The sequence below is a fragment of the Chitinophaga vietnamensis genome, from assembly GCF_902167635.1.
GTDB lineage: Bacteria > Bacteroidota > Bacteroidia > Chitinophagales > Chitinophagaceae > Chitinophaga > Chitinophaga vietnamensis.
In genome coordinates, this window is the sequence record NZ_CABHMS010000004.1 from 426,066 (window position 1) to 449,712 (window position 23,647).

Here is a 23,647-nt window from a genome sequence, read left to right on the forward strand (position 1 = left end):
ACTATTTTTACGGCCATGGAAAAGATTGCTACATTCGATCGTTTATTGCAGATTATGGACGATCTGCGGGAGAAATGCCCTTGGGACAGGAAACAGACCATACAGTCGCTCCGCCAGCTGACCATCGAGGAAACCTATGAACTGGCGGATGCCATCACCGGAGAAGACTGGACCTCCATCAAGGAAGAACTCGGCGATATCCTCCTGCACATGGTTTTCTACGCCAAGATCGCTTCCGAACAACAACAATTCGATATCAACGATGTCATCAACGGCGTATGCGATAAGCTCATCGCCCGTCATCCGCATATCTACGGCGATGTTGAAGTGGCCGATGAAGAAGAAGTGAAACAGAACTGGGAAAAGCTTAAACTCAAAGAAGGCAAGAAATCCGTGCTGAGCGGCGTTCCCAAATCATTGCCCGCCCTCGTGAAAGCGATGCGCATACAGGAAAAAGCCAAACAAACCGGCTTCGAATGGGAACAAACCGCACAGGTGATGGACAAAATAAAAGAAGAGATATCCGAACTGGAAAATGCCGTGGCGGAAGGCAACACCGCTGAAATAGAAGCCGAATTTGGCGATGTCATGTTCTCGCTCGTCAACTACTCCCGCTTCCTCAAAATAGATGCAGAGAATGCTCTGGAACTCACCAACCGCAAGTTCCAGCACCGCTTTCAGCAGATGGAAGCACTCGCCATCGCACAAGGCAAACGCCTCAACGATATGTCCCTGGCGGAAATGGAAACACTCTGGCAACAGGTGAAAAAGAATGATTTGAGAATGTAAGGATGTGAGAATGTGAGAATGTGAGGATTTGTTGCCGCCTTCAAATCACCAAATTCCCAAATCAAAAAATTCCAAAATATTTACGGTTTTGATCGACGCTAAAGAAATACGCCTCTTCTTCCTACGGCACGGATATCTACTGATCATCGCAGCATGGCTGTTCACCTTCGCGTTCCTGTTCAGTAACTACTGGTCGTACTACTCCTCTCCGCAAGGAGTACAGCGGAGCCTCGAAAAGAGCCTCCACAGAAGGGAAGCCGCCTTCGAAGCCATCCTGGCCGATACCGCCACCATCAACACGCTCTTTGACCGTACCTATAGCGAACATACCATCAAAGCGCTGGCACACGACGAATTTTATATTTTCGCTTACGACTCCACCACCACAAACGGCTCCTGGCTTACGTTCTGGAGCACCAGCCTCGTGCAGCCCGACGACTCGCAAAATGTACTGCGCCTCGGTGAACAGTTTGTGAAACTCAGGAACGGTTACTATGAAATGATCACCCGCCGCATCGCCGCACCCGCCGGGCATTTCCGTTTCCTCGTAGGCCTCGTGCCCGTACGCATGGAATATACCATTCAGAACAACTACCTCGTTGATCACTTTTACAATAAGCCTGCACTGGGCCGCGAATACCAGATCGTTATGCAGATGCCCGGCCTGCAAGCCTCCGGCCACGTAACCCTCCCGGTGGTGAACAGCCATAACAAAACATTGTTCTACCTCGAACACGACCAGAGCATCCACACGCATCCGCCTAATACCCTCAGCGTCATATTGCGCGTGCTCGGCAGCATCTGTGTGCTCATCTTCCTTAACCTCTTTGCCACACTGCTGGCCAAAACCACCAACCCGCTGTATGGCTTCCTGTTCCTGTTCATAGTGGTGTTCGGCTTTCGTGTGCTCAGTTATTTCTACGCATTTCCTTTCAACATGCGTAGCCTCAATATCTTCGATCCCTCCATCTATGCCAGGGATGAAATATTTTTCTCCCTCGGCGACCTGCTCATCAACACCCTGCTGGGCTTCTGGATGGTGCTCTTCTTCCGGGAACATGTAAAAACCATCAACCCGCCCGTCATTAAAAAAAGATGGCTGCAAAGCCTGGTGATCATCTTCGCCAGCCTCGTGCTCTATATCGTGGAACAGTTCATGGCCGATCTGATACAGAGCCTCGTGATCGATTCCCGTATCTCCTTTGATGTCACCAACCCATTCAGCCTTAATGAATACAGCGTGATAGGCTTTGTGGTACTGGGTTTCATCTCCTTCAGCTTTTTGTTCTTCTCGCAGATCATCAACTACCTGCTCAATGAACTGACGAATTTTCAATACCGCACAAAATATATCTGGCTCGCCGCAGTAGGTATCATCTGGGTGCTGTTCCGCATCAGGAATGTAGACCTGCCTTTCACCGTTACCATGGTGGTATGGCTGCTCATCTACATTGTATTGCTCGATTTCATTGCCGACCGCTTTGAAAGCAGCGTATCCACCGTGCCTTTCCTGTTCTGGCTCTTCCTGCTCACCATCACCACTTCCGGCGCCCTGGTGTATTACAATAACCAGAAAGAGATTACCACCCGCCAAAGCCTCGCGAAAGATCTCTCCAAACAGAAAGATCCCTATCTCGAAATATTACTTAACGATATTGGTAAGAAGATAGAGAAAGATGAATACGTACAGAATTTCTTTCTAACCAAATCCAACAGACCCCCGAAATCAGAACTGGAATCAGGGCTTACAGACAAATATTTCCAGGGATACCTGAGCCGCTTCAACGTCACGTTTTATCCTTATGATGAGAATGGAGAACCAGTGTATCCTTCCGATAGCATCAGCCTTATTTCGTTCAACCGGCACATGCTGTTCGACGCAGAAGCTACGCCTGTACAGCTGGGCGGCAATGATCTCTATTTCTTTGAAAAGAGTTTCAAGGACTACAGCTATATCGGCAAGAAAGAATTTTTTAATACCACCGACCACACAGGCATCGGATGGCTGGTGTATGTGATCACGCCGAAAGTGAGCAGCACAGAGCGTATCTATCCCGAACTGCTGGTGGAATCGGATATGAATGATTACAACTGGGAATTTGGCTCTTCGTATTCCTACGCCGTGTACGACAAAGGCATCCTGGTAAGCAACAACAACGATTTTCCTTTTCCTACCAAAATATACAACAATGAATTGCCGGCGGCAGATGTATCGGTGAGAACAGATCATGGCCACTCCGAGCTGGTGTTCAGGGCCTCGCCGGATAAAGTGGTACTGGTGGTGAAAGAAGGACGCACCTTTGTGGAGTTTATCACGCTGTTCTCTTACATGTTCTGTCTCTTCCTGTTGATAGTAGTGATCTACAAGATATTCGACCTGCTCATCAAGGCCCGCATGCGCATCAGCAATCTCCGCGCATTGGTCAATTTCAGCATCCGCAGGAAAGTACATGGCACCATCATTTTCATCGTCGTATTTTCTTTCATCATCCTCGGTCTTACTACGATCAAATTCTTCATCTACCGTTCTGAATCGCAGAACCGGGAGAAGCTGAGCAAAGCCATGGTAGAGGTTTCTGCCGATGTGGAAAAAGTATTCGATAACCAGGAAACACACGACCAGGTAGGGGATATCTACGATTCACATTTAGTGGGGCAGTTATCTAATGCCTTATCCGGCATCGCGGACGATCGGGCAATCGATCTTAACGTATACGATCGTGACGGCAACCTGCAGATCACCACGCAACCATTGATGGTAGAGAAAGGGCTGATATCCCGCAAAATGAATCCCATGGGCTATTACCAGCTATACCGGCTGGGATATATACAGTATATACAGTATGAGAAGATAGGCACCATGTCTTTCCTCTCGGGCTATGTTCCCCTGCGTAAAGATGGCGGCGAAGTGTTTGCGTATCTCAACGTACCTTACTTCGCCACGCAAACGGAATTGAACCAGCAGATCTCCAACTTCCTGGTGGCATTGATCACCTTCAACGCGTTCATCTTCCTGATCGCCGGTATGATCGCTTTGCTCATCACCAACTCCATCACCCGTTCTTTCTCGCTGGTAACGGAAAAGCTGCGCCATGTAAATCTCGGCCAGCGCAATGATGAGATCGAGTGGGACAACGACGATGAGATTGGCGCGCTTGTAAAAGAATACAACAAAATGGTACGTAAGCTGGAAGTGAGTGCGGCCCGCCTCGCCAAAAGCGAGCGTGAAGGCGCCTGGAGAGAGATGGCGCGGCAGGTAGCCCATGAGATCAAGAACCCGCTCACGCCGATGAAGCTCAGCATTCAATACCTGCAACGTGCTATCGCAAGCGATTCGCCTAATGTAAAGGAACTGTCGAAGAACGTGGCCGGCACGCTGGTAGAGCAGATCGAGCACCTGGCCAACATCGCTTCCGATTTCTCTGCTTTCGCCCGCATCGGCGAAGCCAACAACGAAGTGGTGCTGCTGAATGAAGTGCTGCATTCGCTGGCAGGCCTCTACCAGGGCCATCCCGATTGCGATATCATATTCGAAGAACCGGCGCAGCCCTACTACATATATGCGGATAAAACACAGATGAACCGCCTCTTCACCAACCTGCTGCAAAATGCGATACAAGCCATTCCGGATACGAAACGCGGACACGTAGAAGTGAAGCTGCGCCCCACGCCGGATCACTTCATCATCGTAAGCGTAGCTGATAACGGCATGGGTATTTCACCAGAAGTGCAATCCCGGATATTTGTGCCCAACTTCACCACCAAATCTTCCGGTACGGGGCTGGGGCTGGCCATGTGCAAGAATATCGCCGAACAAACCCGCGGCGAAATATGGTTCGAAACTAAATTGAATGAAGGCACTACTTTCTATGTGAAGCTGCCTTTGCATGATAAAAAATGATCCGGAAGGCACAGTGGCGCAGCAATGCGGCTTTGTTAACAGCATGCGGCCGCAGGCCGCTGCCACCGCGCCTCCGGGAACATCAATTCCGCGATCTTTCCGTTTTCAATATCCAGGCAATGCTGTACATGTGATGGAAATTGTCGTAACGATGCAACTCATCATCGCTGCGGAATAAGGCGTCTACCTGGTTGTGCAGGCGGTTGTCGCCAGGGAAAGCACTTTTAATGTTGTAGAGGTTCAGATCCCGCAGGGTGCTGTCGCCCGGCGTAGAGAAATAATACTTCACACGGGGTGAGTTTTCATCTTTAGGCGCCACCATCATGTTACGCTTGTACAGCGTGATGTCTGGCGATTCCTGTACGATCAGGTAACGTACTTTCTTGCTTACTCGGTAATTGTTCTGGTGCTGTCCATAGGCTAAAACGGTCATGCAGCTCAGGATCATCATCGGGATAATCAATCGTCTTTTCATTTCCGGACTTTTTTGTACCGGAAGATACGCAATTGCGGTGCCAGGCGTAAAGATCATCTACCGTAGCGGGTTTACGACGAAGCACGGCCATGGTGGCCTGTTTCAGAATGATAAAACCATGTCATTTTGGCAAGGCTATACCAGCCGGTATTCTTCGAGCTTGCGGTAGAGGGTCGACAGCCCAATATTCAGCAAACGGGCCGCCTGGGTTTTATTGCCCTTGGTAACGGTCATCACCCGCTGGATATGTTGCTTTTCAACGGTGGCCAGGTCATAGGTGGATGCCGGCTTCAGGCGGCTGCCATCCTGCAATTGCAGCTCTAACGGCAACGACTCTACGGAGAGCACCGGTTCGGCGGAGATGATTACCGCCCGCTCTATCACGTTCTTTAACTCACGTATATTGCCGCGCCAGTCGTGCTGTTTCAGCTGCTCTACAAAGGCATGGCTCATGCCTTCCAGGTGCAGGCCTTTGCGGGCTGCATAGGTTTGCAGGAAATACCTGGCCAGCGGCGGGATATCGCCGGGGCGCTCCCGCAGCGGCGGCAGCAGGATAGTAAATACATTCAAACGATAGTAAAGGTCTTCCCGGAAACGGCCCTGGGCAATCTCCTCCCGCAGGTCGCGATTGGTGGCGGCAATAATTCGTATATCCGCTTTCGTTACCCTTGTATCGCCCACTTTGATAAACTCGCCGGATTCCAGCAGGCGTAGCAGCTTGGCTTGCAGCTCAAAAGGCATTTCCCCGATCTCGTCGAGGAACAGCGTGCCCTGGTGCGCTTCATCTACCAGTCCGCGTTTGTCTTTGGCGGCACCGGTGAAAGCGCCGGCCTTGTAGCCGAATATCTCGCTTTCCAGCAGTTCTTTGCCGAGCGCGCTGCAATTGATCGCCACGAAATTTTTGCCGGAACGTTTGCTGCCGTGGTGGATGGCTTGCGCAAACATTTCTTTACCGGTGCCGGTTTCTCCGAGGAGCAGTACGGAAGCATTGCTGGGAGCGGCTTTGCGGGCGATGTCAATAGCTGCTTTAATGGCCGGCGATTGCCCCGTGAGCTGATCAAAGGTGCTGTGCCGGGCCTTGACCTGCTCTTCCAGTTGCCGGATGCGCCTTTGCAGCTGCACTTTTTCCATGGCGCGGTAGAGGAGGGGAATGATCTTCTCATTATCATTACCCTTGGTGATATAATCAAACGCGCCATTTTTGATAGCCTGCACGCTGTCAGGGATATTGCCGAAAGCCGTGAGCAGCAACACTTCTGTAAGATTGTTATGTGCGCGTACGCGTTGCGTCAACTCAATGCCATTACCGTCCGGCAGCTTGATATCACAGAGGATCACGTCTGGTTCTTCCTGCTCCAGCAGCCGCAGGGCGGGCTTTACCGCCGCCGCTTCAAATATCGTGAAACCTTCCAGCGCAATGATCCTTTTCAGCAGCTGCCGAAGTTTATCTTCATCTTCAACGATCAGTATTTTTCCGTTATGCATATTGTTTTATTTAATGGGGAGAGAAAAAGAGAAGGTAGCGCCACGGCCATATTCACTGCTCGCATGTATGCTGCCATGCTGCGCTTCAATAAATTCCCTTGAAATGGCAAGGCCCAGCCCCGTGCCTTGCTGGGAGCCACTTCCAGGCACTTTGAAATAGCGGTCGAACACCCGCGGCAGATAAACGTCTGCAATGCCCGGGCCTTCATCCTGCACAGTAAATACCACCTGTGTGCCGCAGCGTTCCGCACGCACCTGCACCATGGCTTGTTCCGGCGAATAGCGGATGGCATTGGTGAGAAAGTTCACCAGCACCCAGGCCGTTTTTTCCGGATCGGCATAAATGAGTGGTAATGTTTCGGGAAGATGGATACGTATGCGCACCTGCTTTTGTTTGGCTTGCACGCGCACCGCATCTGTAGCGCGTTGTACGATATCGTTTGCAGTGATGTCCTGTTGCCGCAACGTGATGTTGCCGGCTTCTACCTGCGCGAGGTCCAGCAGCTCGCTGGTGATGGCAAGCAGCCGCGCAATATCGTCTTCAATACTGTCCAGCAACTCGCGCTGTGAGCAATCCAGGTGGCTCACCCGCTGATCTTTCAGGAGACTCAAACACATCTTCACAGCAGAGATGGGCGTTTTCAGTTCATGCGATACTGTGGCAATGAAATGTGTTTTAGCTTCCGCCAGCTCCTGGAATGGCGTGATATCGCGGAATATCAGCACTTCCCCGGGAATATCGGCATCGCGGCCAATCACTTCTTTCTGGTAATACACCGGTTTATCTTCCTGCATCATGCGTACAGGCGTGAGGTCTTGCTTGTCCAGTGCGATTTTGATGAGATCATTTTTTTGAGAAAGATGATCAGCATTCATTCCAATCACTTGTTTTTCATTCAGCTGAAACAGCCGGGCCGCGGCCTGGTTGATGAAAAGTACCTGCCGGTTATCATCGAACCCGATGATGCCGTCGCGCATCTGCCGGATAATGGCCTCTATGCGGGCCTTTTCAGACTTCAATTGCGCCAGGCGGATGTTATCATAGGCATACAGCCGGTTGATGAAAATAATAGAGAAGAGCGTCAATAACACGGCAATGATCACCAGCACGGTGATGGCCTTTTGTACGGAGAGATGGCCGGCCTGACTTTTGGCGAGGATGGCTTGCTGGTTGATCTTTTCCACTTCCAGTATATGCGCCCGCAAACTATTGATGGTGGCGGCATCGCCGGGATGCCGCATCAGGGCGTTGAAGGCTTGCAGCAGATAGTAGGAGCTTACGGCTTCGCCGGGCTCTGTGATATTGTGCAGTTGTAATTGGAGATTGTTGCGGAACTGTTGTGCAGCTTTACCGCTGTAATGCCCGCTGCTGGCCATTTGCAGGAGTGCGTCATCCATATTGTTTGCATAGATGAGGGAGCGGTGATTGTTACGCAGGATAAGTTGTGCATTGTTGTGTTGCTGATAGATATAGATAATGCCGGTGATGCCGAATGCCAGCACGATCCCCGACAGGCACGCCAGGCCGAGGGTGAGTTTTGTTGTAAACCTTATACGCATGCGGGAGCCCGATCAAAGCAGGTGCCACAGCAGGTAAATGATTGATAACGAATGATAAGCAGCAAAGCAGGAGAGGGGCTACCATGCAGAAATGAGAGGGTATGCTGCAAAAACGGCAAAAAGAAACCGGGACCTCTGGCGGCAGATCCGTTAGCAGGAAAGCATCATAGATGTGCGGTCAGCGACCCCGGAAAGTATTACTGCTGCTGGGCTTCAAAGCTTTCTTTGATCTTCTCGAGCAGTTTGGTTTGTATCATTTGTTGGGCGAGCAGTATCATGTTTTTGAAGGCAATGCCTTTGGAGATACCATGGCCGATGATCACAGGTTTGGAAACCCCGAGCACCGGTGTGCCGCCATATGATTCGAAATCGAATTTATTGATGTATTCGTCGTTGATGCTGCGTTTGTGTGCGATCTCATAGAAAGATTCGGCCATTTTCAGCACGATATTGCCGGTGAATCCTTCACAAACGATTACATCTGCTTTTGTATTGAAGATATCCCTTCCTTCTACGTTACCGATGAAATTGAGTTGTTTGTTTTCTTTCAGCAGCGGGTAGGTGGCTTGGGCGAGCAGGTTGCCTTTTCCTTCTTCTTCTCCGATATTCAGCAGGCCTACTTTAGGATTGGGCATTTTCAGGATATACTGGGAATAAAGGGAACCGAGGAGGGCGAATTGCGCCAGATTTTCAGGTTTGCAGTCGGCATTGATACCCACGTCTAGCAAGAGGCCGAATGAGCCGTCTTCGCGGGGCACGGGAGTAGAGATCGTAGGACGTTGCACCCCATCAATGGCTTTAATAGAATAATAGGTACCTACCATCATCGCGCCGGTATTACCCGCGCTGATGAAAGCATCTACCTTGTCATTCTTCAGTAAGTGAAAACCAATAGAGATAGAGGATTGTGGCTTTTCTTTCAGTGCCTTGGTAGGGTGTTCATTCATCCCGATTACCTGGGATGAATGAACAACTGAATATTTTGATTGGTCCAGCTGCGCATCGGCCAGTAGGGGAGTTAAGGCTTGCTCATCTCCGATCAGGACCAGGTGCACATCAGATGCAACGGTATCTAAAAATAATTTTACTCCTTTTACTGCTTCAAGAGGTGCGAAGTCGCCCCCCATCATATCAAGCCCGATTCTCATGTAACTCAAGTTTGTTCTTGTTAGCTCGGGTAAAAATAGTAAAATTAATTATTTAGCGTTGCTCTGTTTTTCCAACACTACTTTTCCTTTGTAGTACAGTTTGTTTTCTACCCAATGAGCACGATGTCTCAGGTGCACTTCTCCGGTTGCGCTGTCTGTGCTTAATGTATCCGCTACCGCCTTATAATGCGTTCTTCTCTTTGCTGATCTTTGCTGAGAATGTCTGCGTTTAGGATTTGGCATTTTATTTAATTTTTAATTGTCCTTAAATTTATCCAACCCTTTCCAGATTGGGTTATCGTTCTCTTTTGCCTGCTGGTTCATGCGTTCCAGCATTTCAATCACTTTCGGATTACATCCGCTGGTACCATCCGGTTTGTCGGGATGGATACGCTGCATCGGGATGCTCAGGTGAATGAACTCATAAATCCAGTCCGCCACATTTAAATGTGACTCGGCTTTGGAAATATACGTTACATCCGGGTCCTCTTCGCCTTCCGCCATTTCTTCCGGATTGTCCACCAGCTTTACCACCTGGTTGAAATCATCCCACAACCGTAATTCAAAAGGCTCGCCGCAACGGTCACAAATCACAGTGGCAGTACCGCCAATCTCGAATTTCAGCATGAAGAAATTACTCTTCTTGTCCAGGCTCAGATTGATCGTTGCCTTACAGTTACTGAAATCCTTGGGCCCTTCGTAGTTGTTGAAGAAATCCTCTCCTACCTCATACTGAAATGAATGCACCCCTGGTTTTAATCCTACAAAGGCTATATCAAATTCGCGGAGTGGTTTCATATCAATATCCTCACTTTTAGAGGGATGCAAAGGTAATTAAATATTTGCAATTGCAAAAATTTCCTAAATTTGTTCACTATTGATATTATATTTATATATATATTTATATAATAATAAAATATCTGCCATATAACTGTTTGTGGCAGCATGGCCGGACTACAAAGGTAATTATTTCACCCCGTATCCCGGCAGCATTTTCACAAACAACACGAAAATCCGAAAAACCCTTAAGTCCCCTGTTCCATCAAAACGATGAAGCCCATAGGAAAGAAAGATAAAAAGCAGCCAGATCCCGCTCCTACCGGGATATTGCCAGACAGTCTGCCGGAACAGTTTTCTATGCCCATCACCGCCTGGCTCGCCAGTAACAGCGCAGGCGTAATGGTAACCAACGAAAAACATCAATGCATCTGGATCAATGAAGTGCTCCAACAACACCTTGGCGGCGCTTTTCCAGTCCATCCTTCCTATAATGAACTCATCAGTTTTTTTAAACCGCTGGTAGCGGAACCCGCCGCCTTCGAAGAAAAAATGCGCTCCCTCCGCCGGAAAAAAAAGCCCTGGTTCGGATGGGAAGTAGTATTCAACAACGGCAAAACCCTCGAAGTTACCTACCTGCCTGTATTTGACGGCAAAACATTCCGGGGCAGCATCTGGCAGTCGGTAGATGTGACCCGCCGCCGCAACGTACAGGAAGAGATCCGGCGCAACGAAGAGAAGTTCAAAGTAATCCTCAATAACCTCAATGCCGCCATGTGCGAAACGGATGTCAAAGGCAACATCACCCGCGTGTATGAAAGCTTTTGCCGCCTCTCCGGCTACAAAGAGGAAGAACTGCTCGGCAAAAATATTACAGAAGTATTTGTGCCGGCAGAGAACCGACGCTATGCCCACGCCCTCCGCAAACGCAGGCTGGACGATAATGTGCCGCTTGTCTACGATATGGAAGTGGTGCTGAAAGACGGCTCCCGCCGCTGGGTGCTCGCCAGCTCCGCCAACGTGTACGACCGTGATGGCAAAATTATCGGCGGCGCCGGCATCCACATGGATATCACCGGCCAGAAAATGTTGCAGAAAGAACTGGAAACCGCCCGCAAACAGGCGGAAGAAGCCCAGCAGGCACAGAAGGAATTTCTTGCCAGCATGAGCCACGAAATCAGGACGCCGCTCAACGCCATCATCGGCATGGCCCACCTCCTCGAAGAAACTAATCTCGATCCGCAACAAAAAGAATATATTAACATCCTCAAACACTCCTCCGGTATACTGCTGGGCATCGTAAGCGATATCCTCGATATTTCCCGTATCGAAGCCCGGGAACTACAGGTTAACCAGCGGGAGTTCAACCTGCGGGAGCTGATTCAATCACTCCGCCAGACCTTCGAACTCAAGCTGGGCCGCCGTCCTATCACGGTCAGCGCCGAACTGGACGCCGCTATCGATACCTGGCTCATTGGCGACGACGTACTGCTGAACCAAATACTAATCAATTTGTTAGGTAATGCAGAGAAGTTCACCAGTGAAGGAGAGATCGCCATTAAAGCGGTACAGGAAAGTTGGCTCGACAATAAACTATGGGTGCGTTTTCGTATATGCGATACCGGTATAGGTATCCGGAAAGATAAACTGGAGCTCATCTTCCACAATTATAAACAGGCAGAAGGGGAGATCCGTGAAAAATACGGTGGCACAGGACTGGGCCTCGCCATCGCCAAACAACTGGTAGAATTACAGGGAGGCACGATTTCAGTGGAAGATTGCCCGGGATACCGTACCTGCTTCAGCTTTAACCTGCCTTTCATGGACAGCCGCAAACCATTGTCGGCATCCGGCCGCAAAACCGGCAGAAGGCTCATTCAACGCACCTTTGAAAACGCCAGGCTACTCGTAGTAGAGGATAACCCGATGAACCTGCGTTATATAATGAGTTTACTCGAGAAATATAAGATCAACTACCAGCTGGCCACTAACGGCCCCGATGCTTGCTATTTCCTGGAATCCCGTCAATACGACCTGGTGCTGATGGATATCCGTATCCCCGGAATGAATGGACTGGAACTGGCACAGAAGATCAGGGCAGATGAGAACAAGCCCAATGTGGCGACCCCCGTGATAGCGACTACCGCAGTAGCAATGGAAAGCACCGCAACGATGGCCAGAGCTGCCGGGATTACCGATATCCTGACCAAACCATATACACCTGAACAATTACTACAGGTGTTCAACAAATATCTCAACGAAGACGAAACAGAACTTATAATGGAAGAAGTGCAGAATATCAGTGGATTTGAATTTCATCCTGACCTGGATGTACAATACCTCACGGAATTGTATGAGAACAATATCTCCTATGCCGCTGACCTTTTCGAGATCTTTATCCGCACCATCCGCGACGAGATCGCCAAACTGCGGGAAATGGTCGATGAACATGACTGGGAATCAATGAAGTTCCAGGTGCACAAGCTCAAACCTAACTTTGCGATGGTAGGGCTCACCTGGATCACCGACAAAATGCAGGCACTCGAAAACTACCTGCGCACCGACCAGGAACATCACCTGGCCGATATCTCCAAACTGTTCAACGAAATATCCACGGAAGTAGACAAGTTTTATCCTGTTGTAGATGAAGAATTCCAGAAGATGCGTCAGTTCATTGCTAACAACGGGCTTTGATCAGAACGCCTGCAGCACCTCTCTGATGCTGCTGTAATAATTTCCCCCAAACAAGATTGTATGCACCAACAGCGGGTATAGCTGACAAACACCGATGCGTTGCTGCCAGCCCGGCTGTAATGGCCACAGGGACTGATATGCATAGTAGAAACGGGTATCAAAGCCGCCGAATAACCTCGCCATGGCAAGGTCCATTTCACGATGACCGAAATATGCTGCCGGATCATATACGCAGGCTTTACCATTGGCGCCTACCATGAAATTGCCCGACCACAGGTCGCCATGCAGCAAGGCAGGCGCCTCGCCGGGAAACAGCTGTGGCAGCCGCTTGCAGAGATGTTCCATCTGTCGCACGGCGCTGCCTTCGATCAGGCGCTGGTCGTACGCCATGCGGGTGAGCGGCATCAGCCGGTTAAACGCATAGAACACCGGCCAGCTGCTATAAGGAGTATTGTATTGTTTGAGAGAACCGATGTAGTTAGGAGCCGGCGCGCCAAAATGTGCCTGCGTTACCTGGTGCTGCTTTACCAGCAAACTGGCAAAATTTTCCCAGAAATCCGCCACCGCATTGCCTTTGGTAAGATACTCCATCAACAGGAACGCTTTGCCGCCCGCCACGCCATAGGCGAGGGGCTCCGGCACTGTCAGCGCCTGCGCGGCACGCAACATTTTCAGCCCCGCAAACTCCTGGGCAAACATATCAGGAAAACGCGCCGCATCATTCATCTTCAGAAAAAAATAGCCTTCGTTCGTGGCTATACGAAATGTTTCATTTATATCGCCGCCGCGTACGCTTTTTGATTCATTAATATGTATTTTCACTTTCAGTTGCCGGGATATCACTTCACCCAGTTGCTGCTGTAGAATATCATCTATCATGTTCGCCACTTATATGGAAACAAAAGCCAAATTTAAAAACAAGATCCTCCGTATCGTACTAACACTTACGGCTATACTGTTGTTGAAAGGATTGTTTGCCTGGAGTAACCGCTTCGAATATCTCTACTTCCACAAGTGGTATGTTTGGATCAGTGCAGTGTTTAGACAAGTCACAGGTATAGTACCATTCAGTGTTGGCGACGTAATATATACCGTCTGGATTATAACAGGAATACTTTATTTGTTAAAACTATGTTATAAGCTGGTGAAGCTGCAATGGCCCGATCTCGGCCTGCAACTGTTACGGGGCCTACATTTCCTGCTCAAAGCGTACTTTGCATTCCTGCTGCTCTGGGGCATGAACTATGAGAGGAACCCGCTCCTGCAGGATACTGGCTTGATCACCGGCCCTTATAACACTCAGCAACTCTACCAATTATCTGATACCCTCCTGCAACTGGTGAATAAAGAGAAGGCTAATATCGGCGATACCATCAATGCTACCACGCCGGATACCACCGCGCTTTTCAAAAGGGCCGTGGCGGCCTATGAGGCGGCCGCAAAACGCTGGCCGGCCTTCACTTACCGCCATCCCAGCGTAAAGCCCGCACTCTTCGGCCACTGGCTGAACTATGTAGGCACTACCGGTTATCTCAATCCTTTTACCAACGAGGCACAGGTGAATACCACCACGCCGCCGGTACTGCAGCCTTATATCACCTGTCATGAAATTGCCCACCAGCTGGGCTATGCGCCGGAAGAAGATGCCAATTTCGTAGGTTACCTGGCCGCTACCAGTTTACCGGATAGCCGTTTCCGTTATGCCGCCAATTTTGAGATGTTCCTGTACAGCGTAAGGCAGCTGGGCCGCCGGGATACCACGCTGGCGCGGCAACTGTGGCAGCGCACCGTACCCGGCGTACGGGCCGATTACAAGTCCATTATCGCTTTCTATGAAAAATATGAAGGCAAGGTAGATGATTATTCCGCCGCCTTGTACGATCAGTACCTGAAAGCCAACAAACAACATAAAGGCATCCGCAGCTACAGTGAAGTAACCGGGTGGCTGATGGCCTATTTCAAGGTACACTAGTTCATCATCAGTACGTTCACGCTGCGTTGCAGGATGTTGAACGCTATTTCCGCCATGAGGTTTTCGCGGTCCAGCGTGGGGTTCACCTCTGTGATTTCAAAGCAGCAGATCTTGCGGTGTTGCATGAATTTGGCGATGAGGTCTTCCGCCTCGCGTTCGCGCAGGCCATTGCTCACCGGCGTGCCGGTACCCCTGGAAATAGAAGCGTCGAGACTGTCCACGTCAAACGATACATAAATATATTCGCAATCGCTGAGATAGCGGAATACAGAACGGGAGATGTTTTCCGGGCCTTTGCGGCGTACTTCATTGGTAGTGATCACCTTCATGCCGTATTGCTTGATAAGGTGATCTTCTTCCTTCTCATAATCTCTCAATGAAATAAAAACGATATCCTCCGGTAATACCTTCGGTGCGATCTTGCCGATATTCTTCAGGGCATTCCACATTTTGGCAGTGTTCTCGTCGAGATCATGGACCTTGCATTCGAGATTGTCTTCTGCAATGGAAGCTGCCAGCGGCATACCGTGCATGTTACCGGAAGGCGTGGTGTAAGGGGTGTGAAGATCGGCATGGGCATCGATCCAGATCACGCCCAGCTTGGATTTGGGATGGGCCATCTTGAGCCCTGCGATGGTGGCGCCAGCGGTGCTGTGATCGCCGGAAAGCACCACCGGAAACCAGTTGGCCTTCACCGTTTCACAGACGCTTTTGCTGATACGCTCGTACATACTCAGGGTGCCTTTGATCCTTTTGGCAAAAGGAGATTCAATAGGCTCGAACAACAGTTTGTTTTCTGTTTCGATCGATTCCGTAGGAAAGTGAACAAAGAAGTTGCTCATGAAGTCGAGTGCTGCGATCTTGATGGCGTCTATACCAAGACTGGCGCCCCTTGTGCCGGCCCCTATCTCCGATTTAACCTCGATTATCTTGATGTTCTTCATAAAATACTGAATTGCTTCATTAGCGGCAAGCTACAGGATTTTATGGGAACGCCCAAAGCGCAACACCCGGAAAAGATAAAAAGGCCTGCGTGCTTATGTGAACCAAATCCAACACTGTAGCCATATCGTAACGATTTATTCAATAATTTAATGGATATGATGGATAACATTGAATTTTAACAGGGGCATTTTTTTAGCTCCTGATTTATAGATAATTTGAGACATCACTAAAACAATAATATTACAACCATGGACTATCAACTGACGGAAGAACACCTGATGATACAAAAAGCAGCGCGCGATTTTGCTGTGAATGAACTGTTGCCAGGTGTGATTGAGCGGGATGAACAACAGAAATTTCCGAAAGAACAGATCAAAAAGCTCGGAGAACTGGGCTTTCTGGGGATGATGGTGAGCCCGAAGTACGGCGGCGCCGGCCTCGACACCATTTCCTATGTATTGGCCATGGAAGAAATATCGAAGGTAGATGCCTCCGCCTCTGTAGTCATGAGTGTGAATAACTCATTGGTATGCTGGGGCCTCGAAACTTTCGGCACCGAAGAACAAAAACAGCAATACCTCGTGCCGCTCGCCAAAGGAGAGATCATCGGCGCCTTCCTGCTCAGCGAGCCGGAAGCCGGATCAGACGCCACTTCCCAGCGTACCACCGCTGAAGATAAAGGCGATCATTATCTTCTCAACGGCACCAAAAACTGGATCACCAACGGTAACTCCGCCAGCGTATACCTCGTGATTGCACAAACGCATCCTGAAAAGGGCAGCAAAGGCATCAACGCGCTCATCGTAGAAAAGAACAGTCCCGGCATCACCGTTGGCGCCAAAGAAAATAAACTGGGCATCCGCGGCAGCGATACCCACAGCATCATGTTCCAGGATGTGAAAGTGCCGAAAGCAAACAGGATAGGGGAAGATGGCTTCGGCTTCAAATTCGCGATGAAAACATTGGCCGGAGGCCGCATCGGTATTGCCTCCCAGGCGCTGGGCATCGCCAGCGGCGCTTATGAGCTGGCACTCAAATACTCCAAAGAAAGAAAAGCATTTGGTAAAGAAATATCCCAGCACCAGGCCATCCAGTTCAAACTGGCAGATATGGCCACCCGCATTGAAGCATCGCGCCTGCTTTGCCTCAAAGCCGCCTGGGAAAAAGATAACCATCTCGACTATACGCTGAGCGGCTCTATGGCCAAAGTATTCTCCTCCGAAACGGCCATGTGGGTAACCACAGAAGCAGTGCAGGTACACGGCGGCTACGGCTACGTAAAAGAATACCATGTAGAACGCCTCATGCGCGATGCCAAGATCACCCAGATCTATGAAGGTACTTCTGAAGTACAACGCATCGTTATCGCCAGAAGCATTCTTGGCTGATTTGTTATTTGAGGATTTGAGAATTTATGAATTTGTTTTAAATCAATAAATTCTCAAATCCTCAAATAACAAAATATCTTTGCCGGATGGCAATCAATTTACCCGCATATAACACCGTGCTCAAACAGCTGGCGCCTTATGGAGCAAAGCTGGTAGCAGTTTCCAAAACCAAGCCCGTAGCGGATATCGCAGCATTCTATGCAGCCGGGCAGCGCCTCTTCGGCGAAAACTATGTGCAGGAACTGGTAGAGAAACAGGCCGCACTCCCCACTGATATTGAATGGCATTTCATCGGTCACCTGCAATCCAACAAGGTAAAATACATTGCGCCTTTTGTGCATACCATCCATGCGGTAGACAGTATTAAACTGTTGCAGGAGATCAACAAACAGGCAGTGAAAAATAAACGGGTCATCAACTGTTTATTACAGTTGCATATTGCCGAAGAAGAAACTAAATTTGGGATGGATACCGCCGAAATGCAGGCATTGTTGCAGGCATGGCAGCAGGAGCCTTCCGCATTCGCCGGCGTACGTATCGTTGGCCTGATGGGAATGGCTACCAATACATCCGATGAAATCCAGATCCGGAAAGAGTTCCACCAGCTCCACCAGGTTTTCGGATCCGTGAAAGCAACGTATTTTGATACGGTTGATTATTTTAAAGAACGCTCCATCGGTATGAGCGCCGATTATGCCATCGCTTTGGAAGAAGGCAGCACTATGGTGCGCATCGGCAGTCTGCTCTTTGGAGAAAGGAACTATAACAAATAACAAGGGTTTTAACTTATGAAAAAATTATTGATCTGCTGCCTCGCCGGACTGGGCTTTGCTGCTTGCAGCAATGGCGCGGGCAAAGGACTGCGCAACGGCGTATGGCAGGCGAAACTGCACCGCAAAGATGGCGCTGATATCGTGTTCAACTTTGAAGTAGGCGATAGCGCCGGTAAAAAAGTATTGTATGTGCTCAATGCAAAAGACCGGCTGTATGTAGATGATGTAAAGGTGAACGGCGATTCGCTCTTCATCAAAATGCCTTTCTTCGATTCTGAATTCAAAGCCAAACTGGCCGCCGACGGCCGCGCAGAAGGCCTGTGGATCAGGCATCTGGCTGATAAGGATGTGAGCATACCCTTCACTGCCATTCCCAATACCGCGGAACGTTTTAAAGTGAGCGCCCCCGCCAAAGGCAGCGTGAATGGCCGCTGGGCTACGTACTTCCTCGATCCCGCAAAAAAGGATTCCTCATTTGCAGTAGGCGAGTTCAAACAAACCGGTAACATCGTACACGGCACTTTCCTCACCAGCACCGGCGACTACCGCTTCCTCGATGGCGTGATGGATGGCGATACCCTGCGCCTCTCTACCTTTGATGGCTCGCATGCCTATCTCTTCACAGCCAAACTGGAACAGGACAATACCCTGTCGGGCACCTTCTTCGCCGGTATCGGTGATGGCCGGGAAAAATGGATTGCCCGCAAGGACGACAACGCCAAGCTGCCCGATGAAACTTCGCTCGCAGGCATGAAGCCCGGTCAAACGAAGCTGGACTTCTCTTTTCCCGATCTGAACGGCAAGAAGGTCAGCATCAACGATTTTAAAGGCAAGGCGGTGGTGATCACACTGATGGGCTCCTGGTGCCCTAATTGCATGGATGAAACCGGCTACCTGAGCGATTGGTATAAAAAGAATAAAGACCGCGGGGTAGAAGTGATTGGCCTGGCTTATGAGCGCACTACAGATTTCGAGAAGTCGAAGAAGAGCCTCAGTGGCTTCCTCCGCCGTTTTGATGTGCAGTATCCTGTACTGATCACGGGCGTTACCCCTGCCGACCCGCAGAAAGGAGAGAAGACCCTGCCGCAACTGACGGGTATCAAAGGATTCCCCACTACGATCTTTATTGACAAGAAAGGAAACGTAAAAGAAGTGCATACCGGGTTTTCTGGTCCGGGTACAGGAGAACACTATGAGCAGTTCAAACTGGATTTCAATCGTCTCGTGGATGAGCTGCTGAAAGACTGAAAATGAAATTATCGTTAATAAAAAGCGTAATGCCCCTTTCGGGATGTTACGCTTTGTTTTTTTATCTTTCTTTTATAAGTCGTTGTAAATCATTTGCAAAGCTCTCCTTCCAGACTTTTTAAGAAAATTTATTTTTTCATCTCTTTCAAAAAGTTTTGAAAAATTGAATATCCTGACTATTTTACTGCTCCGTTTGACTTTATAAATTCCATTATCTACTCGCTTGTCTTATCCACCTGCCGGAACAATGTCTGACGATATTGTTCCGGGCAGTGTTTCGTAGCAGTTCGTTTTCTTTCCGTATATTTATGCCCTCGATAACAGATAGATTGTTCAATAGCGGACAGGCTTCGTGCATTCGTGAACAGTGAATAGAAACCGTGTTATTGAAAATCAGTGATTTATACTGCGGCATTATCCTTGAAACTTTGTTGACCGGTTAAATCCCGTATACAAAATGAAACCTAGAACTAACAGTATCATGATCTTTGCCATTGCCGGAATACTGGCTATGGCAGCCCTTGTAGGGTACGGCCTGGGAATAGGTATCCGGCATGATATCTCTGTATACAGTGCTTGCCCTGATGCCCCGGCAAAAGTAAATACTGGCGGAATCCTCTATCCCATAGATGCCATGCTGCAGCATGTGAACCGCAGGACTAACTAACGGTAACGCATATACGATATTTTATTTAACAATTTTTTAGTGTTGATTGAATTAAGTAATTCAGCCTATGTAGCAGATTAGGCCATTCCTGGCCTGATATTTGAAAAATTTGGTTTTCGCAGCGTAGGGTGAACCAACAGCTGTGGTGATTTGTTAAACTTAAAAAATCAGTGATTATGTCTACTACCAAATTTTTAGCAGGCGCCCTGGCCGGACTCACTACCGGCGTTGTGATAGGTTTGTTAACAGCTCCTGACAGTGGCGAAGGAACCCGTAAAAAAATCAAACATACCGCCGAAGGATGGCGTTATAAGATCAACAAGCTTGTCGGTAAAGGCAGCGATGATCTTGCAGAGCTGAAAAAGGTGTTTGAACATGAGGTAACAGGCCTCAAAGATGATGTGCGCGAGCGCGTACTGAAACTGATCGATGAAAGTCAGAATTCCTACAATAGATTCAAGAAAGAAGCATTGTCATAGTTAGTCATCATGCTATTTTGATGGCAAGCAAAAAAAATAAAAGACCCTTTGTACAATTTGTGCAAAGGGTCTTTTAATGACGGGTTTTCAACAATTAGTTAACGATTTCCCCTGTTTCCATATAATTTTTGAAGCGTTTGATATCGCGGATGATCATGTTTTCAAACGCAGGATTGAGCAGCCACATGAGGCCGGTGCCTACATAACCTGCAGGCGGGCGGTAGGTGATCATCACATCTATTTCGGTGCCGCCATTCAGTGTATCCCTGAACGTTACCCTGCCTGCGGTGGCAATAGACGATCCCTGCAGGGAGCGCCAGCCAAGGAATTCGCCGGGTTGCTCCTTCACGATCTCTGCATCCCATTCCAGGGTGCCAATGCCGCCCGGACCTTTTACCACCCAATGCGAATGAAACGGATCCAGCTCCTCAACGGATTGCAGGTGTTTCATGAACACCGGCAGGTTATTGAGTTGCCGCCAGAAATAATATACTTCTTCACGGGGATTGTCGATCATCACCGTGGTCCGGATATTAATAGCCTCGGTATGATGATCCGGCCTGCGTTTGCCGAAAAGCCCGTTGAGCAGGTTATTGCCCGAAATGCCCTGGTACAGCAGGTAGCCAGCTCCCAACAACCTGAATAAACTGCCTACCGGTTTTTTATCCACTTTGCTGATAGCCGCGCCCAGCAGCCAGGCGCCAGTGAAAATAGAAACGATCCTCCCTTCCGGGCTCACATTAATGATGTTGGAACTTTCATAGATCGGCCCCGCCATTGGCTGGCTATGGCCATTCAAGATATCTGTTGCACTCATAAATACTTTTGAATACCCCTCATCATAAATCTTGCAATTCAGTAAATGTCTGATGTTGAATTGAAAAGATATTAGCAATAAGATGATGTAGTGTAGAAGTTGCTCACGGTGCGTAAAAAAATACACAATGATCTTTAACGAATTGAACATTGTATTTATGCGTCAAACAGCCTATCTTACTCCCCATCAAACAAGGAACGAATGAAAAACATACTGACCACGTTATTTACACTCGCAGCCCTCAGCTGCGCCGCCCAGCAAGAGATTGCTCCAAACAAATGGGTGAAGATGTTCAATGGCAAAGACCTTAAGGATTGGGATATCAAGATCACCGGCCATGATCTCAATGATAATTTCGGCAATACTTTCCGGGTGGAAAAGGGCTTGCTAACCGTTAACTACGATCACTATAAAAATTTTGATGACCAGTTCGGGCATATCTTCTATAAAAAAAATTTCTCTGCCTACCTCATAGTGGTAGAATACCGCTTCACCGGCGAACAGGTGAAAGGCGGCCCCGGATGGGCTTACCGCAATAGCGGCGTGATGCTGCATGGCCAAACAGCGGCCTCCATGGGCAAAGACCAGGACTTTCCCATTTCGTTGGAAGAGCAATTACTTGGCGGCAATGGCAAAGATGTACGGCCTACTGCCAACCTGTGCACGCCCGGCACCAACGTGGTGATGAATGGTAAACTGATCACCGATCACTGCATCGGTTCCACCGCCAAAACATTTCATGGCGACCAATGGGTACACGTAGAAGCCCTGGTACTGCGGGATTCCGTGATCAAGCACATTGTAGGTACCGATACCGTACTGGTATATGAGAAACCGCAGATCGGCGGCGGCAGCGTATCACACTACGATCCGGCCGTAAAGCAAGACGGGAAGCTGCTGACAGAAGGCTCCATCTCATTACAGAGCGAGAGCCATCCCGTTGCCTTCAGGAAAGTAGAGCTGTTTGATCTGTCGCCCTACATCAACAATCCGGCGAAACTCAACAGGATACTACATTTGCTGCAACAGCGCAACAAAGCTAAAAAGTGAGGCGCGGGGCCTCGGCGGATGTGGAGGAGCCGGTGGCCTTCTTGGCGGAACACAGCTGAGGGCCAGCAACAATAACATGGCTATCACAGCCGGCATATGCTTCTTCTTCATATGATCAGCTTTTTACTAACAGCTACCACAAAAATGCAGCCGATAGCGGCCCCACATCGGGGCCGCATTGCTTTGTAAGAAAGCCGTAAATTGCACCCTCGAAAATCTCAGCATGGAAATTTGTACGCTCTATACGCATGAAACCGATCTTGTGAAGATGCTTCCCCGCCTGCGCGACCACTTTGGCCATCAGGCTGTAAGCGTGGACGGTACAGCAAACGATTGGCAAAGTATTACAGTAATATCTGGAAAGAAATTATTCCGCAAAGGCAGCACGCTAACTATCACAAAACGTCAGCGAATAGAACCGGGATACCAGCTGCAACGCAGCGATGATGAAGTAGTGGCGAACCTCTCAGGCATGTACAACTTCGTGCAGGCCCGGCCCGCAGCCAACAAAGAACTGCAACGCCTGCTGCTCGCCAAAATAGAAACGATCAATTCCGAAGTGAATTTTACGGCGGAACCTGCCTTTACCGGCGAAATGAGAGCCGCCATCATGGACCTGGCACAAGATCTCGATGCCTTCTTCTTCTCTGGCGGAAATGCCATCTTCGATACAACAGTGCAAGGCTTCTGGGATAAAACCGGCGCCCTGCTGCTGGATGTGAATGGCCATTCCACCGCCACCCATCTTGCCGTAAATATCCACGCAAAATATTTCCATACACCGGAACAGGAATCCGCGCCTTCAGCGGAAGCCGCTTCCAGAAAGGATCGCAGCCTGGCGTTGCTACAAGCGTCAGGTATTCATTCCCTCGCTTCGCTGCCCGTGATAGCAGACAGTACACAGGCATCGATACGTAGCGTAAAGGAAGTGACGGAACGTGTGTCTGTGCTGGCAGCCGTTAATACCGTGGCTTTCGGCTACTTCGATAGCGGCGATATCATCATCTACCTGAAAGAAAATGATCTCTGGGATAAAACTACCGATGCGGAAAAGAATTTCCTGGCAGACCCCACAGAAGAACAGAAAAAGCGCGAAACATGGAAGTGTGAAGATATCTGGGTGCTGCTCTGGGCTTTGAACATTGTACCTGAACTAGGTAGCATGGATGCGCTCTGTAACCTGGATATGGCGCCTGAAGCGGCGTTCCCCTTCCGCGGAACTGGTACGGCTGCCGCTACATTTTTATCACAGCCGCATTCGCTCCGCCCTGCCTCCGAGATACTGGATGCCAACGATCTTTATTATCGCGCTAACTGGGCTTGTACTGATGCGCGTATCAAAGGCATGCAGGCGCCGGCGCACCCAGGCATTGTATACGAAAGGCATTATGCGCTCAACTGGTTGATTGGCTACCGTAACCAGCCATGGGACTATGTTACCTGCGATACATGATTTTTTGGAAAAGGAGTAATAAATAA

At 49.2% G+C, this 23,647-nt stretch carries 20 protein-coding genes; 11 read left to right on the top strand and 9 right to left on the bottom strand.

Annotation, left to right across the window (positions count from 1 at the left end):
* Window positions 1–15 precede the first annotated feature (15 nt).
* Entirely contained in the window at window positions 16–789 is a 774-nt protein-coding gene (gene mazG, locus FPG75_RS12950; RefSeq protein ID WP_143307278.1) for a nucleoside triphosphate pyrophosphohydrolase, read from the top strand.
* Window positions 790–877: 88 nt separating this feature from the next.
* Window positions 878–4,690, top strand: a complete 3,813-nt coding sequence (locus FPG75_RS12955) for a sensor histidine kinase (RefSeq protein ID WP_143307279.1) — start codon at window positions 878–880, stop codon at window positions 4,688–4,690.
* Between the two features lie 82 nt (window positions 4,691–4,772).
* On the opposite strand, the gene FPG75_RS12960 is transcribed toward FPG75_RS12955, so the two are convergent.
* From FPG75_RS12960 to FPG75_RS12985, 6 genes are all read right to left on the bottom strand, one after another.
* Entirely contained in the window at window positions 4,773–5,165 is a 393-nt protein-coding gene (locus FPG75_RS12960) for a hypothetical protein (protein WP_143307280.1), read from the bottom strand.
* Between the two features lie 135 nt (window positions 5,166–5,300).
* Complete coding sequence (locus FPG75_RS12965) at window positions 5,301–6,650, bottom strand: sigma-54-dependent transcriptional regulator (RefSeq protein ID WP_143307281.1); 1,350 nt, start codon at window positions 6,648–6,650, stop codon at window positions 5,301–5,303.
* A 6-nt stretch (window positions 6,651–6,656) separates the two neighbouring features.
* Window positions 6,657–8,210 carry a sensor histidine kinase gene (locus tag FPG75_RS12970; protein WP_143307282.1) on the bottom strand — a complete coding sequence of 518 codons (1,554 nt, stop codon included), beginning with the start codon at window positions 8,208–8,210 and terminating at the stop codon, window positions 6,657–6,659.
* A gap of 197 nt (window positions 8,211–8,407) precedes the next feature.
* Window positions 8,408–9,358 (bottom strand): phosphate acyltransferase PlsX, encoded by a 951-nt coding sequence (gene plsX / locus FPG75_RS12975; protein WP_143307283.1) that lies wholly within the window; start codon window positions 9,356–9,358, stop codon window positions 8,408–8,410.
* A 48-nt stretch (window positions 9,359–9,406) separates the two neighbouring features.
* A complete protein-coding gene (rpmF, locus tag FPG75_RS12980) occupies window positions 9,407–9,601 on the bottom strand; it encodes a 50S ribosomal protein L32 (protein WP_143307284.1) in 195 nt (64 codons plus the stop codon).
* Window positions 9,602–9,613: 12 nt separating this feature from the next.
* Window positions 9,614–10,156: a YceD family protein gene (locus FPG75_RS12985; RefSeq protein ID WP_143307285.1), complete on the bottom strand. Its 543-nt coding sequence runs from the start codon at window positions 10,154–10,156 to the stop codon at window positions 9,614–9,616.
* 252 nt (window positions 10,157–10,408) lie between these two features.
* On the opposite strand from FPG75_RS12985, the gene FPG75_RS12990 reads away from it, so the two are divergent.
* Complete coding sequence (locus FPG75_RS12990; protein ID WP_143307286.1) at window positions 10,409–12,829, top strand: PAS domain-containing hybrid sensor histidine kinase/response regulator; 2,421 nt, start codon at window positions 10,409–10,411, stop codon at window positions 12,827–12,829.
* Here the strand turns inward: FPG75_RS12990 and FPG75_RS12995 are convergent, their stop codons facing one another.
* Complete coding sequence (locus FPG75_RS12995) at window positions 12,830–13,708, bottom strand: fructosamine kinase family protein (RefSeq protein WP_143307287.1); 879 nt, start codon at window positions 13,706–13,708, stop codon at window positions 12,830–12,832. It lies immediately after the preceding gene.
* On the opposite strand from FPG75_RS12995, the gene FPG75_RS13000 reads away from it, so the two are divergent.
* Window positions 13,707–14,801, top strand: coding sequence for a DUF3810 domain-containing protein (locus tag FPG75_RS13000; RefSeq protein WP_143307288.1), 1,095 nt, complete (start codon window positions 13,707–13,709; stop codon window positions 14,799–14,801). The genes FPG75_RS12995 and FPG75_RS13000 overlap by 2 nt on opposite strands.
* Here the strand turns inward: FPG75_RS13000 and FPG75_RS13005 are convergent.
* Window positions 14,798–15,745, bottom strand: a complete 948-nt coding sequence (locus tag FPG75_RS13005; protein WP_143307289.1) for an arginase — start codon at window positions 15,743–15,745, stop codon at window positions 14,798–14,800. The genes FPG75_RS13000 and FPG75_RS13005 overlap by 4 nt on opposite strands.
* A gap of 249 nt (window positions 15,746–15,994) precedes the next feature.
* On the opposite strand from FPG75_RS13005, the gene FPG75_RS13010 reads away from it, so the two are divergent.
* The 5 genes from FPG75_RS13010 (at window position 15,995) to FPG75_RS13030 (ending at window position 20,301) form a co-directional block, all read left to right on the top strand.
* On the top strand, window positions 15,995–17,134 hold the full coding sequence (locus tag FPG75_RS13010) for an acyl-CoA dehydrogenase (protein ID WP_143307290.1): 1,140 nt from the start codon (window positions 15,995–15,997) through the stop codon (window positions 17,132–17,134).
* 86 nt (window positions 17,135–17,220) lie between these two features.
* Window positions 17,221–17,907 (top strand): YggS family pyridoxal phosphate-dependent enzyme, encoded by a 687-nt coding sequence (locus tag FPG75_RS13015; protein WP_143307291.1) that lies wholly within the window; start codon window positions 17,221–17,223, stop codon window positions 17,905–17,907.
* A 15-nt stretch (window positions 17,908–17,922) separates the two neighbouring features.
* Entirely contained in the window at window positions 17,923–19,155 is a 1,233-nt protein-coding gene (locus tag FPG75_RS13020) for a TlpA disulfide reductase family protein (RefSeq protein ID WP_143307292.1), read from the top strand.
* Between the two features lie 457 nt (window positions 19,156–19,612).
* Window positions 19,613–19,822 carry a hypothetical protein gene (locus tag FPG75_RS13025; RefSeq protein ID WP_143307293.1) on the top strand — a complete coding sequence of 70 codons (210 nt, stop codon included), beginning with the start codon at window positions 19,613–19,615 and terminating at the stop codon, window positions 19,820–19,822.
* Between the two features lie 176 nt (window positions 19,823–19,998).
* Window positions 19,999–20,301, top strand: coding sequence for a YtxH domain-containing protein (locus tag FPG75_RS13030; RefSeq protein WP_143307294.1), 303 nt, complete (start codon window positions 19,999–20,001; stop codon window positions 20,299–20,301).
* A 94-nt stretch (window positions 20,302–20,395) separates the two neighbouring features.
* Here FPG75_RS13030 and FPG75_RS13035 read toward each other — a convergent pair whose 3' ends face one another.
* Window positions 20,396–21,118, bottom strand: coding sequence for an SRPBCC family protein (locus FPG75_RS13035; RefSeq protein ID WP_161596789.1), 723 nt, complete (start codon window positions 21,116–21,118; stop codon window positions 20,396–20,398).
* A gap of 201 nt (window positions 21,119–21,319) precedes the next feature.
* Here FPG75_RS13035 and FPG75_RS13040 point away from each other — a divergent pair, with 201 nt between their 5' ends.
* Together FPG75_RS13040 and FPG75_RS13045 are read left to right on the top strand one after the other, a co-directional pair.
* Window positions 21,320–22,168, top strand: a complete 849-nt coding sequence (locus FPG75_RS13040; RefSeq protein ID WP_143307296.1) for a 3-keto-disaccharide hydrolase — start codon at window positions 21,320–21,322, stop codon at window positions 22,166–22,168.
* 223 nt (window positions 22,169–22,391) lie between these two features.
* On the top strand, window positions 22,392–23,621 hold the full coding sequence (locus tag FPG75_RS13045; RefSeq protein ID WP_143307297.1) for a DUF4272 domain-containing protein: 1,230 nt from the start codon (window positions 22,392–22,394) through the stop codon (window positions 23,619–23,621).
* Window positions 23,622–23,647: the final 26 nt, after the last annotated feature.

Coding starts and splice junctions, on each gene's coding strand:
- FPG75_RS13045 (WP_143307297.1), top strand. CDS start 22,392: ATGGAAATTTGTACGCTCTATACGCATGAAACCGATCTTGTGAAGATG.
- FPG75_RS12985 (WP_143307285.1), bottom strand. CDS start 10,156: ATGAAACCACTCCGCGAATTTGATATAGCCTTTGTAGGATTAAAACCA.
- FPG75_RS13015 (WP_143307291.1), top strand. CDS start 17,221: ATGGCAATCAATTTACCCGCATATAACACCGTGCTCAAACAGCTGGCG.
- FPG75_RS13020 (WP_143307292.1), top strand. CDS start 17,923: ATGAAAAAATTATTGATCTGCTGCCTCGCCGGACTGGGCTTTGCTGCT.
- FPG75_RS13035 (WP_161596789.1), bottom strand. CDS start 21,118: ATGAGTGCAACAGATATCTTGAATGGCCATAGCCAGCCAATGGCGGGG.
- FPG75_RS12960 (WP_143307280.1), bottom strand. CDS start 5,165: ATGAAAAGACGATTGATTATCCCGATGATGATCCTGAGCTGCATGACC.
- FPG75_RS13040 (WP_143307296.1), top strand. CDS start 21,320: ATGAAAAACATACTGACCACGTTATTTACACTCGCAGCCCTCAGCTGC.
- plsX (WP_143307283.1), bottom strand. CDS start 9,358: ATGAGAATCGGGCTTGATATGATGGGGGGCGACTTCGCACCTCTTGAA.
- FPG75_RS13030 (WP_143307294.1), top strand. CDS start 19,999: ATGTCTACTACCAAATTTTTAGCAGGCGCCCTGGCCGGACTCACTACC.
- FPG75_RS12995 (WP_143307287.1), bottom strand. CDS start 13,708: ATGATAGATGATATTCTACAGCAGCAACTGGGTGAAGTGATATCCCGG.
- FPG75_RS13000 (WP_143307288.1), top strand. CDS start 13,707: ATGTTCGCCACTTATATGGAAACAAAAGCCAAATTTAAAAACAAGATC.
- FPG75_RS13005 (WP_143307289.1), bottom strand. CDS start 15,745: ATGAAGAACATCAAGATAATCGAGGTTAAATCGGAGATAGGGGCCGGC.
- mazG (WP_143307278.1), top strand. CDS start 16: ATGGAAAAGATTGCTACATTCGATCGTTTATTGCAGATTATGGACGAT.
- FPG75_RS12970 (WP_143307282.1), bottom strand. CDS start 8,210: ATGCGTATAAGGTTTACAACAAAACTCACCCTCGGCCTGGCGTGCCTG.
- rpmF (WP_143307284.1), bottom strand. CDS start 9,601: ATGCCAAATCCTAAACGCAGACATTCTCAGCAAAGATCAGCAAAGAGA.
- FPG75_RS13025 (WP_143307293.1), top strand. CDS start 19,613: ATGAAACCTAGAACTAACAGTATCATGATCTTTGCCATTGCCGGAATA.
- FPG75_RS13010 (WP_143307290.1), top strand. CDS start 15,995: ATGGACTATCAACTGACGGAAGAACACCTGATGATACAAAAAGCAGCG.
- FPG75_RS12965 (WP_143307281.1), bottom strand. CDS start 6,650: ATGCATAACGGAAAAATACTGATCGTTGAAGATGAAGATAAACTTCGG.
- FPG75_RS12990 (WP_143307286.1), top strand. CDS start 10,409: ATGAAGCCCATAGGAAAGAAAGATAAAAAGCAGCCAGATCCCGCTCCT.